This window comes from Flavobacterium sp. FG68 (assembly GCF_057808895.1).
In genome coordinates, this window is sequence record NZ_JBMDIY010000033.1 from 1 (window position 1) to 15,382 (window position 15,382).

General features: G+C 32.4%; 16 protein-coding genes. 10 read left to right on the plus strand and 6 right to left on the minus strand.

Translation table 11 applies throughout. The features are described 5' to 3' along the window. Positions 1–390 precede the first annotated feature (390 nt). A complete protein-coding gene (locus ACODSB_RS18725; protein ID WP_488938140.1) occupies positions 391–1,404 on the minus strand; it encodes a sensor histidine kinase in 1,014 nt (337 codons plus the stop codon). A 195-nt stretch (positions 1,405–1,599) separates the two neighbouring features. On the opposite strand from ACODSB_RS18725, the gene rlmD reads away from it, so the two are divergent. Genes rlmD through ACODSB_RS18740 form a run of 3 tightly spaced genes read left to right on the plus strand, consistent with a single transcriptional unit; the run spans position 1,600 to position 4,395 of the window. Next, complete coding sequence (rlmD, locus tag ACODSB_RS18730) at positions 1,600–3,012, plus strand: 23S rRNA (uracil(1939)-C(5))-methyltransferase RlmD (RefSeq protein WP_256634100.1); 1,413 nt, start codon at positions 1,600–1,602, stop codon at positions 3,010–3,012. Between the two features lie 14 nt (positions 3,013–3,026). Next, the gene (locus tag ACODSB_RS18735; protein ID WP_180861286.1) at positions 3,027–3,599 is read left to right on the plus strand and encodes a DUF6452 family protein; all 573 of its coding nucleotides are present in this window, start codon (positions 3,027–3,029) and stop codon (positions 3,597–3,599) included. After that, the gene (locus ACODSB_RS18740; RefSeq protein WP_488938141.1) at positions 3,571–4,395 is read left to right on the plus strand and encodes a DUF6048 family protein; all 825 of its coding nucleotides are present in this window, start codon (positions 3,571–3,573) and stop codon (positions 4,393–4,395) included. The genes ACODSB_RS18735 and ACODSB_RS18740 overlap by 29 nt, the downstream gene beginning before the upstream one ends. A gap of 85 nt (positions 4,396–4,480) precedes the next feature. Here the strand turns inward: ACODSB_RS18740 and ACODSB_RS18745 are convergent, their stop codons facing one another. The 3 genes from ACODSB_RS18745 to ACODSB_RS18755 form a co-directional block, all read right to left on the minus strand. Further along, complete coding sequence (locus tag ACODSB_RS18745; protein ID WP_488938142.1) at positions 4,481–5,173, minus strand: aspartate/glutamate racemase family protein; 693 nt, start codon at positions 5,171–5,173, stop codon at positions 4,481–4,483. A gap of 18 nt (positions 5,174–5,191) precedes the next feature. Next, entirely contained in the window at positions 5,192–5,428 is a 237-nt protein-coding gene (locus ACODSB_RS18750) for a hypothetical protein (RefSeq protein WP_053473652.1), read from the minus strand. 89 nt (positions 5,429–5,517) lie between these two features. Next, positions 5,518–6,681, minus strand: coding sequence for a THUMP domain-containing class I SAM-dependent RNA methyltransferase (locus tag ACODSB_RS18755; protein ID WP_488938143.1), 1,164 nt, complete (start codon positions 6,679–6,681; stop codon positions 5,518–5,520). A gap of 135 nt (positions 6,682–6,816) precedes the next feature. Between ACODSB_RS18755 and ACODSB_RS18760 the strand changes: the two genes are divergently transcribed. Continuing rightward, complete coding sequence (locus tag ACODSB_RS18760) at positions 6,817–7,581, plus strand: class I SAM-dependent methyltransferase (RefSeq protein WP_053473654.1); 765 nt, start codon at positions 6,817–6,819, stop codon at positions 7,579–7,581. A 96-nt stretch (positions 7,582–7,677) separates the two neighbouring features. Further along, a complete protein-coding gene (locus ACODSB_RS18765; protein ID WP_053473655.1) occupies positions 7,678–8,346 on the plus strand; it encodes a ZIP family metal transporter in 669 nt (222 codons plus the stop codon). A gap of 189 nt (positions 8,347–8,535) precedes the next feature. On the opposite strand, the gene ACODSB_RS18770 is transcribed toward ACODSB_RS18765, so the two are convergent. After that, complete coding sequence (locus tag ACODSB_RS18770; RefSeq protein ID WP_488938144.1) at positions 8,536–10,923, minus strand: TonB-dependent receptor; 2,388 nt, start codon at positions 10,921–10,923, stop codon at positions 8,536–8,538. Positions 10,924–11,079: 156 nt separating this feature from the next. Further along, complete coding sequence (locus tag ACODSB_RS18775) at positions 11,080–12,222, minus strand: helix-turn-helix domain-containing protein (protein ID WP_488938145.1); 1,143 nt, start codon at positions 12,220–12,222, stop codon at positions 11,080–11,082. A gap of 179 nt (positions 12,223–12,401) precedes the next feature. Here ACODSB_RS18775 and murQ point away from each other — a divergent pair, with 179 nt between their 5' ends. From murQ to ACODSB_RS18800, 5 genes are all read left to right on the plus strand, one after another. Then, entirely contained in the window at positions 12,402–13,214 is an 813-nt protein-coding gene (gene murQ / locus ACODSB_RS18780; RefSeq protein ID WP_488938146.1) for an N-acetylmuramic acid 6-phosphate etherase, read from the plus strand. A gap of 143 nt (positions 13,215–13,357) precedes the next feature. Next, positions 13,358–13,579 carry a DUF6095 family protein gene (locus ACODSB_RS18785; protein ID WP_053473765.1) on the plus strand — a complete coding sequence of 74 codons (222 nt, stop codon included), beginning with the start codon at positions 13,358–13,360 and terminating at the stop codon, positions 13,577–13,579. Between the two features lie 24 nt (positions 13,580–13,603). Further along, positions 13,604–13,840: a hypothetical protein gene (locus ACODSB_RS18790; protein ID WP_488938147.1), complete on the plus strand. Its 237-nt coding sequence runs from the start codon at positions 13,604–13,606 to the stop codon at positions 13,838–13,840. Positions 13,841–13,844: 4 nt separating this feature from the next. Then, a complete protein-coding gene (locus ACODSB_RS18795; protein WP_488938148.1) occupies positions 13,845–14,417 on the plus strand; it encodes a pentapeptide repeat-containing protein in 573 nt (190 codons plus the stop codon). 112 nt (positions 14,418–14,529) lie between these two features. After that, a complete protein-coding gene (locus tag ACODSB_RS18800; protein WP_488938149.1) occupies positions 14,530–15,105 on the plus strand; it encodes a DUF1572 family protein in 576 nt (191 codons plus the stop codon). The last annotated feature ends 277 nt before the right edge of the window (positions 15,106–15,382 follow it).

Here is a 15,382-nt window from a genome sequence, read left to right on the forward strand (position 1 = left end):
AAAGTTAAGATTTAGTTCTTAACTAGAACTCCATGCTAAGTTAGCACATCCATATTCCAAATAGACCAAAATCAGTTGAGTGTGTTAACGGAAAAGCAACATTAATGTATAATTAATTTCAAAATGAAACTTTAAGTTCTGGATTTTTTATAAAGTTCAGAACTTAAGGTTTATTTTTCATATTTACGCAACCATTTTAAAAAGCAAACATCTTTATAATAAAACTCACCAAACTCATAACCATGAAAAATATAAGTTTTTATCTAAAAGTTGTATGTCTATTAATTCTTTCCCGCGAAAGGGATGATGAAGAATTAATGGATGAACAAATAAAAAATTAAGTTCAGAAAGAAAAAACTCAAAATCTTAGAATCTCAGAAACTTAGACTCTTAGATCTCAAACTCAATCTTAAACTCAGCACCTTTATTTTTGCCTTCACTTATGGCAGTTAATCGGCCTTTATTTTTTTCGATAATTTTTTTGCATAAATAAAGTCCGATTCCGGTTGAGGATTCATTAGCAGTTCCTAAACGGCTCATTTTGGTGAATTTTTTAAATAATTCCTCCATCTGATGTTTATCAAAACCAATTCCTCTGTCTGCAACAGTAATAACAAGATTTGAGTTTTCTTTATAAATCCTGACTTTAATATCACTGTCAAAATAAGAAAACTTAATTGCGTTACTAATTAAATTTACCAAAACCTGAACCAGCAAACCTTCATCAATCCAAAGTTTAGCTTCGTCAATTTCAACACTTAAGTTTAAGACTATATTTTTATCTATTAATCGCTGTTCAACCTGTTCATTGATAAAAGGAAGAATATTTTCAAAATAAATAGTTTTGGTTTCCTGATTTACTTTCAGAACCTGATCTTGTTCTTTTAATAATTTAATGAAGTTTTCGATGTATCGGAATTGCAAATTGGTCGACTCACAAATTAAATCGGCCAAATGCTTAACAGATTCAGAGGGATTTTCGCTTAAGATTAGTTTTGCCAAACCCTGTGGATTTCCGGCAAAGTTTTTTAAATCGTGTGAAAGCATGTAAATTAAATCCTGCTTTTCATTTATAAAACTTTCAGCCTCATAAATCGATTCCTGAATATTGCACATTAAAAGTCCGGCTTCATCAGTATATTCTGTTGGGAGAATTGATAATCTTCTTTTGTTTCTATAATCATCTAATGATCTTGAGGCAATAGAAATAGGTCTTATTAACTGTTTTAAGACTAAAAGGGTTACAGCGGTTGCCAATAATGTCATTACTAATGAAAAAATCAGAATCGATGTGGGTGAAATAGTCTGTTCGAAAAAAAGAACAAAAAATAAAATTCCAATTAATGGAATATGTATTCCTATAAAAGCGACAAATAAAAATTTTAACGCATAACTTTTTTTCAAAAAGCTAATTTGTGAAAGATTATGATACAACTTCATAAAAACATAACAAAACTATTGATAATATATTGTAGCTTGGGGCTGAATATCAGGAACAAAGTTAACTTTTAAAGTTTATTAAACTAGTAAATTACACAATTTGATAAAATATTATGAAAATAAAATTTGTAAAAGTTTACAAACCCTTATTTTTGCGCTATGGGAAGAAAAAATACAGACAAAGTTGTCTTTCATCAAATTCAGGTTCTTGATGCCGGAGCAAAGGGAGTCTCAGTAGCAAAAGCTCCTGACGGAAAAGTAATCTTTATTCCGAATGTCGTTCCTGGCGATGTTGTTGATGTACAAACATTCAAAAAAAGAAAAGCATATTACGAAGGGAAAGCCGTGAAATTTCACGAATTATCAGAACATCGTATTGATCCAATCTGCGATCATTTTGGTGTGTGCGGCGGATGTAAATGGCAAAACATGAAATACAGCCAGCAGCTGTATTACAAACAAAACGAGGTAAAAAATCATTTACAGCGTATTGGAAAAGTTGAATTACCGGAATTTGAAACTATTTTGGGTTCAGATAAACAGTTTTTCTACAGAAATAAAATGGAATTTTCGTTTTCTAACAGCCGTTGGTTAACTGAAAAAGAAATTGGAAGTACAGAAGATTTAGGAAACAGAAATGCTTTAGGATTTCATATTCCGAAAATGTGGGATAAAATTCTTGACATCGAAAAATGTCATTTACAAGAAGATCCTTCAAACGCTATCAGAAATGAAATCAGAGAATTTGCAAACGAGCATAATTTAGCCTTTTTTAATCCGAGAGAACATTCAGGGTTATTAAGAACTTTAATGATTCGTACTGCTTCAACTGGCGAGATCATGGTTTTGATTCAGTTTTTTGAAGATGATAAAGCAAACCGCGAATTGGTTTTAGATCATTTATACGAAAAATTCCCGCAGATTACCTCTTTACAATATGTGGTAAATGCGAAACAAAACGATACAATTTACGATCAGGATATTAAGCTTTATAAAGGAAGAGATTATATCCTGGAAGAAATGGAAGGCTTAAAATTTAGCATCAACGCTAAATCTTTCTACCAGACTAACTCTGATCAGGCTTACGAATTATACAAAATAACGCGTGATTATGCAGGATTAACAGGAGAAGAAACCGTTTATGATTTATATACAGGAACGGGAACTATTGCACAGTTCGTTTCTAAAAAAGCCAAAAAAGTAATTGGTGTAGAAAGTGTTCCAGAAGCAATTTTAGACGCTAAAGCAAACGCTGAACGCAATAATATTACGAATTGTGAGTTTTTTGTTGGAGACATGAAAGTGGTATTCAACGAAGCTTTTATTGCTCAGCACGGAAAACCTGATGTTATTATTACTGACCCGCCGAGAGATGGAATGCATGCTGCTGTAATTGATCAGATTTTAAAAATTGCCCCAAAAAAGGTAGTTTATGTAAGTTGTAACTCAGCAACACAAGCACGTGATTTAGCCTTAATGGACGAAAAATACAAGGTAACCCGCGTACGTCCGGTTGATATGTTTCCGCAGACGCATCATGTTGAAAATGTTGTACTTTTAGAACTTCGATAATTATAAAACGCTAGATGAAAAAAATAATTTCTCTTTTATTAGTCTTTACATTTGGTTTATCCAGCTGTGAAAAAGATGATATCTGCGACGCAAATACACCTACTACTCCAAGATTAGTAATTAAATTTTACAGCAGTGCAGATCCGTCTACACCAAGAAGTGTTACCAATTTAAGAGTTGTTGGTATTGGCCCGGGCGCTGATCCTAACGGAATTGTTTTTAATGAAAATGGTACATCTACAACGAAATATCTGGCAAACGGAAATACAATTTCTATACCGCTAAAAATAGATGAAGATATCACCGGTTATAAATTTATATTAGATTCTGATGATCCAAATCCGGATGTCACAAACAGCGATATAATAACATTTAACTATACACGTCAAACTTCTTACGTATCCAGAGCTTGTGGTTTTAAAACCATTTTTTTGCTTAACGAGCAAACTACTGAATTACCTAATACTTCTGGCTATATACGTACAGATGATCCTGATACAGGAGATGGCGTTTGGATGAAGACTTTAAATTTAAAAACCCGTAACATTGAACTGGAAAATGAAACACACCTTGAAATATTATTTTAGTCTTTGTTTCGTTTTTGCAATGCTTTTGGGACATGCTCAGGAAATAAAAGATTCGACAGCAACAAAACCAATAGTTACCGAAAAACCAAAAACTAAAACTGCAAAAACTGCGGTTCAGGAAGTTAAGGCAGACACTATTGTTCCGCCCAAAACAGATCGTTACGGTTTGCGTGTGGGTGTTGATTTGTACAAATTAACCAGAGGTTTTTATGATAAGGATTATAAAGGTGTAGAATTTACCGGTGACTGGCGTTTAACAAAAAGATACTATCTAGCTGCCGAATTGGGTTTTGAAGACAAAACTACAGATGACGACAGATTAAACTCTACAGCGACAGGAACGTATATTAAAGGAGGTTTTGATTACAATTTGTATGACAACTGGCTTGATATGGAAAACCTTATTACTATTGGTTTACGAGGTGGTTTCAGCTCTTTCAGCCAAGACTTAAACAGCTATAAAATTTACAATTCAAATCCGTATTGGGGAGAAAAACCTTCAATCGAAGCAAATCAAAAAAACAGCGGTTTAAGTGCCGCATGGCTTGAAGTTGCAGGAGGAATTAAAGCAGAAGTTTTCGATAATTTATTCGTAGGTTTTGGCGTGCAGTTAAAACTTTTAGTGATGAACAATAAACCTTCGGGCTTTGACAACCTTTATATTCCGGGTTTCAACAGAACTTATGACGGAAGTTTTGGTGTAGGTTTTAATTATACCGTTTCTTATTTCATTCCTATTTACAAAAAAAAGGTAATTGTGCCTGAAATTCAAAAACAAGCTCCTAAAAAGAAATAGTTTTACAAAAAATTAAAAGCCGCGAATTCAAGAATCTAATATTTTAAATTCCTGAATTCGCGGCTTTTTTTTATACTTATTTTATTTAAGACAACTGAAATTCAACAGCCGATTTTGCGTGTATTAAAGTTGTATCAAAAATAGGAACCGATAAATCTCCTTCTTTTATTACCAAAGGAATTTCGGTACAACCTAAAATAATTCCTTCTGCACCGTTTTGAATCAGTTCATTAGCAATTTCTATATAACGTTTTTTCATTTCATCGGTTACAATTCCTCTTCCCAACTCTTCGAAAATCGTATAATGAATAAAATCTTTATCATCTTCGCTGGCAGGAATTATGGCTTCGATACCTTGTGCAGCTAGTTTATCTTTAAAAAAGTCCAGTTCCATTGTAAACTTAGTTCCCAATAAACCAACCTTTTTAAGCTGTTGTTTTTGAATTTCAACTGCAGTTTCAACCGCAATATGAATAACAGGCAAATCGATCGCTTCCTGAAGTTTATCAGCAATTAAATGCATCGTATTGGCACATAAAATAATAGCTTCTGCCCCGCCCGATTTTAAAAATTCACAGCCTTTAAAAAGCATCTTAAAAGTCGAATCCCAATCGTTATTGTCATTATTCTTTTTAATATCAGCATAATTAAAAGAATAAACCAAACATTCAGAGAAGTTTAAACCTCCCAGCTTTTCGTTAATTCCCAGATTTATAAGTTTGTAATAATCTGTAGTCGAAACCCAGCTTATACCGCCAATAAGTCCAATTTTCCTCATATTGCTGATTTTAAAAATTTATCCAATAACTCTAATTCCTTTTATAAAAATCCATTTCATAAAAAGTTTTTCGCCGTCTTTTGTTTTCACAGCCTGAAACTTAGGCGCAATAATAGTCGCCGCAACAAACGATGTCATCGGAATCCAGATTCCGGTTAATCCCGTGTATTCTGCAATTATAAATCTTCCTAAAATAAACAGAATCGCGAAACTTCCTAATTGGTATAGAAAAGCTCTTACTTGTAGTTTTGTCATTTTTTTCTTTTAAGGTTCAAAGTTGCAAAGGTTCAGAGCGACAAAGGTTTTTCTTTGAACCTTTGAACCTCTGAGCCTTTGTACCTAATTTATTCAGAAACTTGAAATTTCGTTCTCTTACTTCCTTCGTACATTTCGTATTTTACCAAACGTGCTTCAAGGCTTCCGTTAAAAAGTTTGATTTTTCTTGACGGTTTTAATCCAACAAATTTTAAAGCTTCAAGATTTGCTGTAATGAACCAGGCATTTGTTCCCGGATAATTTTTCTTTAAAGTATCGCCTATGTTTTTGTAGAATTCTTCCATATGAATATCTAAACGCTCATCATACGGTGGATTAAATACAATATGAAGCTTTCCTTCAACCGCTTTTTCACTGTCAAAAAAGTTATTATCTTCAATCGTTACATAATCTTCAAGATTTGCATTTCTGATATTATCTTTGGCTTTGCTTACCGCACTTGGCGCTTTATCAAAACCTTTAATTGTATAATGAAACTCTTTTGTTTTCTTCATCAAACTGTTTACAATCTGATCAAATAAATCGTTGTCCCAATCTTTCCATTTTTCAAATGCAAATTCTTTACGATTAATGTTTGCTGGGATATTGCAGGCAATCATCGCTGCTTCGGCAAGGAAAGTTCCAGAACCGCACATTGGATCTAAAAAGTGACTTTGCCCTTCCCAGCCCGATAATAATAAAATTCCAGCTGCCAAAACCTCGTTTATAGGCGCAATATTCGTTGCCGTTCTGTAACCTCGCTGGTGCAGCGAATTTCCTGAAGTATCTAAAGCAACAGAAACCTGATCTTTATCAATATGAATATTGATTCTTAAATCCGGATATTGTTTATCAATGCTTGGTCTTTGTCCTGTTCTTTCTCTAAACTGATCGACAATCGCATCTTTACATTTTTGAGAAACAAACTCAGAATGGTTAAAATAAGTCGAATGCACCGTAGCATCAATCACAAAAGTTTGATTGGCATTCAATAATTTAGACCAGTTTATTCCCGAAATTCCTTTATATAATGCCTGTTCATTATTAGCTCTAAAAGAGTAAATAGGTTTTAGGACTTTTAGTGCCGTTCTAAGCGATAAATTAGCTTTGTACATAAAACCTTTATCCCCTTTAAAACTTACCATTCGCACTCCTTTTTCAACATCCTGAGCCCCAAGCGTACGCAATTCCTGTTCTAATATCTCTTCAAAGCCAAAAAAACATTTGGCAATCATTCTAAAATTTTCTTCCATCTTTATTTTTGTATTAAAAAACAACTCCAATCGCAGGCAGATACCAACGTTTATTTAGGTATCCTCGCGAAATAGTTATTTTTCGGCAAAAATACACTAAATTTGCGGTACTTTATATTAATTGAAATAGAATAAATGTCTGACGCACCCAACTCATCAACACCAAATCAGGATAGAAATACCGAAAACTGGTTTACATCATGGTTTGATACTCCATATTATCACATCCTGTACAAGGATAGAAATTATAGAGAAGCTCAGATTTTTATGGACAATTTAACGCATTATCTAAATCTTCCCGAAAAAGCAAAAGTGCTGGATTTAGCCTGCGGAAAAGGACGTCATTCTATTTACCTGAATCAATTAGGTTTTAATGTTTTAGGTGCTGATTTATCTGAAAACAGCATTGCCGAAGCGAATAAAAACAGTAACGAACATCTTCATTTTAAAGTGCACGATATGCGCGAACCTTTTGAAGAAAAATTCGATGCTATTTTTAACCTTTTTACTAGTTTTGGCTACTTCGAAAGTGACGATGATAACCTGACAACGCTTAAAGCCATCAAAGAAAGTTTATCAGAATATGGATTTGCCGTTATTGATTTTATGAATGTGAATCAGGTAATTGAAACTTTGGTTCCCCAAGAAGTTAAAACAGTTGACGGAATAGATTTTCACATCAAAAGATATGTTGAAGACGGTCATATTTTTAAAGAAATTGATTTTGAAGACCAAGGCAGAAAATTTCATTTTACCGAAAAAGTAAAAGCCTTAACTTTAAAAGATTTTCAGGATTTAATGGATGAAGCCGGAATTTATCTTTTAGATATTTTTGGAGATTACAAACTCAAAAAATTCCATAAAACCGAAAGCGAAAGATTAATCATGATTTTTAAATAGCTTTAATCGTTTAACTGTTAATTTGTTTAATCGCCTGAACAAATTGACACAGAAAAAACCGATTAAACGATTAAACAAAAACCCGATTAAACAAAAATGAATTATCTACTACCCTTATTTTCTGTACTTTTAGGATATAGTGTGGCTTTGTTTTTAAAACCAACCAACAAAACCAATTTAAAATTACTACTCGCATTTAGCGGTTCATTTTTGTTATCGTTAACCGTAATGCATCTGCTGCCAGAAGTTTACAGTTCGCACAATCATAAAATTGGTTTGTTTATAATGGTCGGGATTCTGTTTCAGATCGTTTTGGAGTTTTTCTCCAAAGGCGCAGAACACGGACACGTTCACGGCCACGCAAAAATGTCGCAAATTCCCTGGCTTTTATTTATAAGCCTTTGCATTCATGCCTTTTTAGAAGGGTTTCCGGTAAGTCATCATCACGATTTAGCCGTAGGAATTGCGATTCATCATTTGCCAATTGCCGTTATTTTAACGACATTTTTCATTAATGCCGATTTAAACAAAAAAGCCATTTTTGCTTTCATGCTGACTTTTGCCATCATGACGCCGCTTGGAACCGTTGCATCTGAATATCTCCCAATTTTAAACGATTATTATACCGAAATAACAGCAATCGTAATTGGTATTTTATTCCATATTTCATCAACAATTATCTTTGAAAGCAGCGAAGGACATAAATTTAATGTTGCCAAAGTTTCCATGATCGTTTTAGGAATTTTATTGGCATTCTTTTTATAATCAGGGCGTGTCAGTATTTAAGAAAAGGCCCAATCAACTTTACGTTCATTGGGCCTTTTCTTAAATACTGCCGGGCTATCCGCGCTACTTCGGTAGCCAGCTCCTATCCCTCACGCAAAATGAAGTTTCACGTTTCAGGTTTCAAGTTTACAATATCAGAATTCACAATTAACCATTAACAATTCATAATTAATTTCCTGTTCTCTTTTTCTCATCCTGATTTCCAAAAGCGCGCTCTTTTATGTTGATTTTTTTGTTTCCAAAATTATAAACCACAGAAAAACGAACGAACCTATTACTCTCATTCTGGCTATAAACTTGTTTTACACCATTTACAACCGAAGCAAAATCTTTTAAATAAGACGTATTAAAAATATCGTTTGCCAAAAACGCAATCTGCATTGTTTTATTAAACAAATCCTGTTTAAAACCAATATCAAAACTCGATACATAACCAACTTTATACAAACCACTTTCAAAAGGCGAGCTATAACTAAAATCAATTTGCAGTTTTGTTGTTTTGCCTAAAATGAAAGTATTATTTGTCGAAAAATCAATTTGTAAACTATTTGACGGAGTGGCATTAATATCCTTTATAAATTCTGTTTTTGCCCCTAAAAAGTACAATGAATTTTCACTTGACCACCATTCTGCAAAATTCGCCGAATAACTTTCACCAATACCATAATTTATGTTTTTAAAATAATTCTCACGCGTTACAATTTGTGTATTTGTTTCGGGATTTGAAGTAAACAAAACTCCGTAACCATTTGTAATTACATTTACAAAAACACTTGTTCTTAAAACTTCTTTATACGAATGAGCAAATTCAAAATTATCACTAAATGAAGGTCTTAAAAACGGATTTCCTTCAGAATAACTATTGCTGTTAATATAAACCTTAAACGGATTCAGTAAATCAAAACGAGGTCTGTTGATTCTTTTTCCGTAATTTAAACTAAAAGTATTGTTTTCATTTTTCTTGTACGAAGCGTAAACTGTTGGAAATAATTTCAAATAATTATTTACTGTTTCCTGATTCATGGTTTCAGAAAATCCGTTTGTCTGTGTATTTTCTAATCTTAAACCCATTTGAAAATTCCATTTTTCACCCATTTTCTTATCTCCGTTAATATAAACTGCCTGATTATTTTCAGTGTATTTAAATCGGTTGGATTGCGCTGGGTCTAATTCTGGAGTTCCGGTAATTGTATTATAATAAAGTACATCACTTATACTATTTGTAAAACTCATTTTAGCACCATAAGATAAATTTAAAGCCTGAAGCGGATGTTCCATATCAGCCTTAAAACTCCAATTGTCGATATCCTGATTCGAGATATTTCTTCCCGACTGATTTACATCAACAAAAGTCATATCTGGTGTATAATTATTAGCAATAAAACTTCTATCAAACTTTGAATTATAATTAAAATAATCCACGTCAAAAGATAATTTTCTATTTAAAGAATCCAGTTTAGTAATCAAATGAACATTATAAGTTTGATTTCCAGAACCTTTGTCTGTATAACTATCATTTAGCGTAACATTGTCTAATTGATTTTGAGTATTATACTTTTCAATTCTAATATCCGAACCAAAATCCGGATTATTCCTGTCATTCAAAAATTGAAAACCAACAGTTGTACGTTCTGAAAAATCATAATCAAAAGCCAATTTTCCGGAAAGATTTTCATTTTTTACTTTCGTTTCACTTTTCATAACTGAAAGACCATCGGGAAAATACATTTCTAAAGATTCATCTGCATTTTTGTAACCTGTTTTTCCATTAACGCTCGCAGAAAATCTGAATTTATTTTTGTTGTAATAGAAATTATCCCTCAAAGTATAAATTCCGTATTTATTCTGGTCGTAAGAAACTGTTGTTGTGTTTTTCCAGGAATCACGCATTCCTTTTTTCATAATAATATTGATTAATCCTCCAGCTCCTTCCGCTTCGTATTTTGCCGGCGGATTACTTATAATTTCAATATTTTTAATATCATTTGCCGAAATAGATTTCAAAAAATTATTCAATTCCTCGCCTGCCAATTCAATCATTCTTCCGTCAATCATAACTCTGGAAGTTCCTTTTCCTAAAATCGTAATCATGTCATTTTTCACCACAACTCCAGGGGCAGTGTTAATAGCACTTAAAGCGTCGCTGCCAACTGTTGTTACATTGTTTTCAAGATTGTAAACCAATCGATCTGTTTTTTGTTCCACAGTTTTCTTTTTCGATTGAATAACAACTTCTACTAAATGAGTTGCGTTTTCTTTCAAAATAATTGTTCCTAAATCAATATCCTTTTCAATTACAATTTCTTTTTCATAATCTGTAAATCCCAAAAGATTGATTCCTATTTTATAAGATCCTTTTTTAAGATTAAATTCAAAATTTCCATCTTGTTTCGTTGTCGTTCCATCAATAATTTTTCCTTCAGAATTTAAGATGGAAACATCTGCCCATTCTAATGAAGTTGTTTCGTTTGTTATTTTTCCCTTCAATTTAAATGATGCTTGTGCTAAACAAAATAAAGGCAATAATAAAAAGATAAGGAGGTTTGTTTTTTTCATGATTTCTAATTTTTAAACTTGTTTCGATTAATTTGAAGCAAAGTTGCCTTAGAAAATCTCCATACGCGACCGACAAAAAAAAGTCGAACCAATTTCTAATCCGGAAATTGGTTCGACTTTATTAGTCACGAAGTACGACTTTTTACAAACTACTTATTATGAAGCGTTTCGGTAAGCTGTAGGTGTTAAATTAGTATATTTTTTGAAAGAAGTATTAAACGAAGATTTAGAGTTAAAACCAACTTCGTATAAAATTTCTAAAACGGTAAGCTGACTTTTAGATTCATCTTTTAAAATATGCATGGCTTTTTGAATGCGATATTCGTTTACAAAATCAAAAAAATGTTGATCGATATGGTGATTAATCAAAATAGATAAATCCCGAACCGGAATATCAATTTGATTTGCCAATTCCTGAATGGTAAGCGACGGATCAAGAAAAGGTTCTTTCTCTGTCATATATTGTTTCAAAGTTGTTATTTGAGTATTGATCAAATCGTTTTGAGCATTTACTAATTCTGGTTTTTCTTCAACTTCCGGCAGAATGTCTTTTGTAAGTTTCAGCTTCGAATTAACTCCTCTAAAAAGCTCAGGATGATTTAAAGCTTTCATTATAAACCAACAAGTGATAAATAAAGCAATGGTTCCCACAAGAACATTTGCCCACAGAAATATTTCACTAAAACCACTGTAACGCAATAAATTTTTTAATGCCACAATAATATGTGCCGTTAGAAATACGCATGTAATTTGAAAAAGCCATTTATAAGTTGCTGTGCTTGCATTTGCATAATTTTCTAAATAGATTTCTCTGTACTTTTTTACAATCAAAAATACAGATACAATATAAAATACATATTGACATTCTACTAAAATCTGGATAAAGTAAATCTCCGGCATTAAATTAAGTCCCGAAGCGAAAGTATCTTTGTCTACATCTACACTTAGATAAATTCTCGGAATAAAAACTAAATTGACAATTACAAAAGGTAATAAATGAACTAAATGTTTCCATTTTAACCTAAAATCTGAATAACAGACAGCCAACACAAAAAGATAAAATAAAGGCATTTCAAACAAACAGGTTGTCGATCTAAAAATCTCAAAATTTAGTTCTCTGCGAGTACTTGCCTCAATGAAAAAGCCGCTAAGATCTACCGCAGAAAAAATAAAAAACCAGGCAAATAAGCGATTAGCTAATTTATTATCTGTTTTGACCGTAAATAAAAAAAAGGCGAGCAGTAAAGACACAAAAACCGAGATTCTTCCAATCCCCTGCAATAAATCTAATTTATCCATTTAACTTTCATTATTTAACAAATATAATATTTTAGTTCTTTTAACAAGTTTTATAAAGCGGTTTGATCTAAAACAAAATCACCTGAAAAAGTTTTTAAAACTTAGCGACTTTGCTTTCTAATTTTTCTCTATTTGCCATAAAAAAGTTTAATTTTGGAGGATAACTATTTCGACAAAAAATGACCTTTACAAAAACAACCGAACAATCTTCAAAATACGAACATTTAGAGAAAATGTCAGTTCACGAACTGCTAACTAATATTAATAATGAAGACAAAACTGTACCTAATGCTGTAGAAAAAGCAATACCGCAAATTGAAGCTTTAGTAGCACAAGTTGTGGCTAAACTAAAACTTGGCGGGAAAATATTTTATATTGGTGCAGGAACATCTGGGCGCTTAGGTGTTGTAGATGCCTCAGAATGTCCTCCTACTTTTGGTGTTCCCTTTGATTTAGTGAACGGAATTATTGCGGGCGGTGACACTGCGATTCGTCGTGCTGTAGAAAATGCCGAAGACAACGCAACGCAAGCCTGGATTGATTTACAAGCGCATAATATAGGTGCAAATGATGTCGTAATAGGAATTGCAGCTTCTGGAACTACTCCGTATGTTATTGGTGGTTTAGAAACTTGCAATCAAAATAATATTTTAACGGGGGGTATTACCAATAATGCGGGAAGTCCGTTAGCGTTGACAGCAAAATTCCCAATTGAAGTTGTAGTTGGGCCAGAATTTGTAACCGGAAGTTCGAGAATGAAAGCCGGAACTGCTCAGAAACTCGTTTTAAACATGATTTCGACTGCAGCAATGATTCAGCTTGGAAAAGTAAAGGGAAACAAAATGGTCGATATGCAGTTGAGTAACATTAAGCTGGTTGATCGAGGCGTAAAAATGATTATGGGTGAAATTCCGGTTTCGTATGAAGAGGCTTCTGAATTATTGAAGAAATATGGCAGCGTAAGGAATGCTGTTGATAATTTTAAAGCTTAATTGCTGTAGAATTTTAACGCAAAGATCACAAAGGTTTTTTCGCAAAGTTCGCGAAGATTAAATAAAATTATAAAGAAGGCAGAGTTCGCAAAGGTTTTCAAACTTGAAACAAAGAAAACTTGAAACTTGAAACAAATTTTAAAATGAGCACAAACAAACAACTATTAGGAAAAGGAATTAAGTATTTAACAGGTGCTCTGCCTTTGATGTTTCTTGGGCCGTCATTGATTTATAATGCATTTATGAATCAGCATACTAATTGGCATTATTTAGTTCTCGGAATTGGGATTGTGGCTTGTTTGAGTTCTATGCTTTTGATTTTTTTAGGGTTGAGAATCATTATGAAAGCTTTGTTTAATGACTAAGTTTTCCATTCTAAATTCTTTTCAATGGATATAGAAAAAGATCTTCAATGGATACATCAAGAAATTGATGAAATAAAAAATCCTAGTACAATTAAGAAAATAAAGAGCCTTCTTGAGTCGATTAATTATTCAATGGTGAGTTCTTCTGATTCTTACAATTTAGACATAGAAAATTCTCTTAGAAGTATTAAAAAAGGAAATATCTATACTGAAAATCAAGCTAAAGAAATAATATTTTCAAAGAATTATAATACAGTATAAAAAAATGGAAGAAATAATCCACATTCAAAAAACATTCGAGAAAGTTATTTATATCGATAAAAAAATAAACAATCGGGAGTTTGAGGATTGTGTTTTTAAAAACTGTGATTTTTCGAACAGCAATTTTAATTCTAATAGTTTTTTAGACTGCGAATTTATTGATTGCAATCTCTCCATGACAAGTTTGGCGGGAACGAGTTTGAAAAATGTAACTTTCAAAAACTGTAAACTTCTTGGAATCGCTTTCCACGAATGTGATGATTTTTTATTTCAGGTTCATTTTGAAGAATGTACGTTGGATTATGCTATATTTTCAAACAAAAAAATGCCAAAAACTAAGTTTATAAATTCGTCTCTTCGTGAAGTAACTTTTGTTGGAACAAATTTGACAAGTTCTGTTTTTGAAGACTGTAATTTAGATGGTGCGATTTTTAATGAAACACAATTGGCAGCAGTTGATTTTAGAACAGCTTACAATTATAAAATCGATCCTGAATTTAATGCCATGCGAAAAGCGCAATTTTCGACTCAGGGAATTGTGGGACTTTTAGATAAATATGATATTAAAATTGTATAATTTTTCGCCACGAATTCCACGAATTTACACGAATTAAAATTTAAACATTTTCTACGAAAAAAATTCGGGACAATTCGTGAAATTCGTGGCAAAAAAACAATAATTCAAGCTTATGAAAATTGATGAATCTTATTTAGAAAGTGTTAAAAAGCAATTTTTATATTATAAAATGCTTGGTGAAAAGGCAATTGAGCAATTAGAGTCCGAACAGCTTTTTGTTTCTGTTAATGAAGACACGAATAGCATTGCAACAATTATAAAACATATTTCTGGTAATATGCTTTCGCGATGGACAGATTTTTTAACCTCTGATGGTGAAAAAGAATGGAGAAATCGTGATTCTGAATTTGAAAATGATTTACAGTCTAAAGAAGAAATTCTGGAAATTTGGAACAAAGGCTGGGATTGTTTAGAAAACGCTTTGAATAGTTTAAAACCAGAGCAGCTTTCAGATATTATTTATATTCGAAATGAAGGCCACACCGTTATTGAAGCTATAAATCGACAGCTGGCGCATTATCCTTATCATGTTGGGCAGATTGTTTTTTATGCCAAACAATTAAAAAAGAGTTCTTGGGAAAGCTTATCAATTCCGAAGAATAAATCGGGAAATTATAACGCCGAAAAGTTTGCCAAAGAAAAAGAAATCAAGAACTTTACAGATGATGAATTAAAGAGATTGAAATGATCGAATATCATGCTAATATGGGAGGATTTTGGTACTGGATTTTAATAAAATTCGGCAGAACAAAATTATCTGATGAGCAGGCTGACAAAAATAGAAGACGGAATTTATTTTTTCTGTTTTTCCTAAATATCATTTTTGTCTCGATTGGAATACTATTTTTAATTTATCCAAAATTTTTCTAGCCCTGATGTAAGCGGCATCTCCCGATTTAGAAAAACAAGACTTTTTAGACATAGTTTTTGTTTATCGGGAATTAGCGAACAGCAGGATTAGCTCC

Bases quoted from the DNA above. Each gene is read 5' to 3' on its own strand.
- rlmD (WP_256634100.1), top strand. From the start codon at position 1,600: ATGGGAAGAAAAAATACAGACAAAGTTGTCTTTCATCAAATTCAGGTT.
- ACODSB_RS18735 (WP_180861286.1), top strand. From the start codon at position 3,027: ATGAAAAAAATAATTTCTCTTTTATTAGTCTTTACATTTGGTTTATCC.
- ACODSB_RS18740 (WP_488938141.1), top strand. From the start codon at position 3,571: ATGAAACACACCTTGAAATATTATTTTAGTCTTTGTTTCGTTTTTGCA.
- ACODSB_RS18745 (WP_488938142.1), bottom strand. From the start codon at position 5,173: ATGAGGAAAATTGGACTTATTGGCGGTATAAGCTGGGTTTCGACTACA.
- ACODSB_RS18750 (WP_053473652.1), bottom strand. From the start codon at position 5,428: ATGACAAAACTACAAGTAAGAGCTTTTCTATACCAATTAGGAAGTTTC.
- ACODSB_RS18755 (WP_488938143.1), bottom strand. From the start codon at position 6,681: ATGGAAGAAAATTTTAGAATGATTGCCAAATGTTTTTTTGGCTTTGAA.
- ACODSB_RS18760 (WP_053473654.1), top strand. From the start codon at position 6,817: ATGTCTGACGCACCCAACTCATCAACACCAAATCAGGATAGAAATACC.
- ACODSB_RS18765 (WP_053473655.1), top strand. From the start codon at position 7,678: ATGAATTATCTACTACCCTTATTTTCTGTACTTTTAGGATATAGTGTG.
- ACODSB_RS18770 (WP_488938144.1), bottom strand. From the start codon at position 10,923: ATGAAAAAAACAAACCTCCTTATCTTTTTATTATTGCCTTTATTTTGT.
- ACODSB_RS18775 (WP_488938145.1), bottom strand. From the start codon at position 12,222: ATGGATAAATTAGATTTATTGCAGGGGATTGGAAGAATCTCGGTTTTT.
- murQ (WP_488938146.1), top strand. From the start codon at position 12,402: ATGACCTTTACAAAAACAACCGAACAATCTTCAAAATACGAACATTTA.
- ACODSB_RS18785 (WP_053473765.1), top strand. From the start codon at position 13,358: ATGAGCACAAACAAACAACTATTAGGAAAAGGAATTAAGTATTTAACA.
- ACODSB_RS18790 (WP_488938147.1), top strand. From the start codon at position 13,604: ATGGATATAGAAAAAGATCTTCAATGGATACATCAAGAAATTGATGAA.
- ACODSB_RS18795 (WP_488938148.1), top strand. From the start codon at position 13,845: ATGGAAGAAATAATCCACATTCAAAAAACATTCGAGAAAGTTATTTAT.
- ACODSB_RS18800 (WP_488938149.1), top strand. From the start codon at position 14,530: ATGAAAATTGATGAATCTTATTTAGAAAGTGTTAAAAAGCAATTTTTA.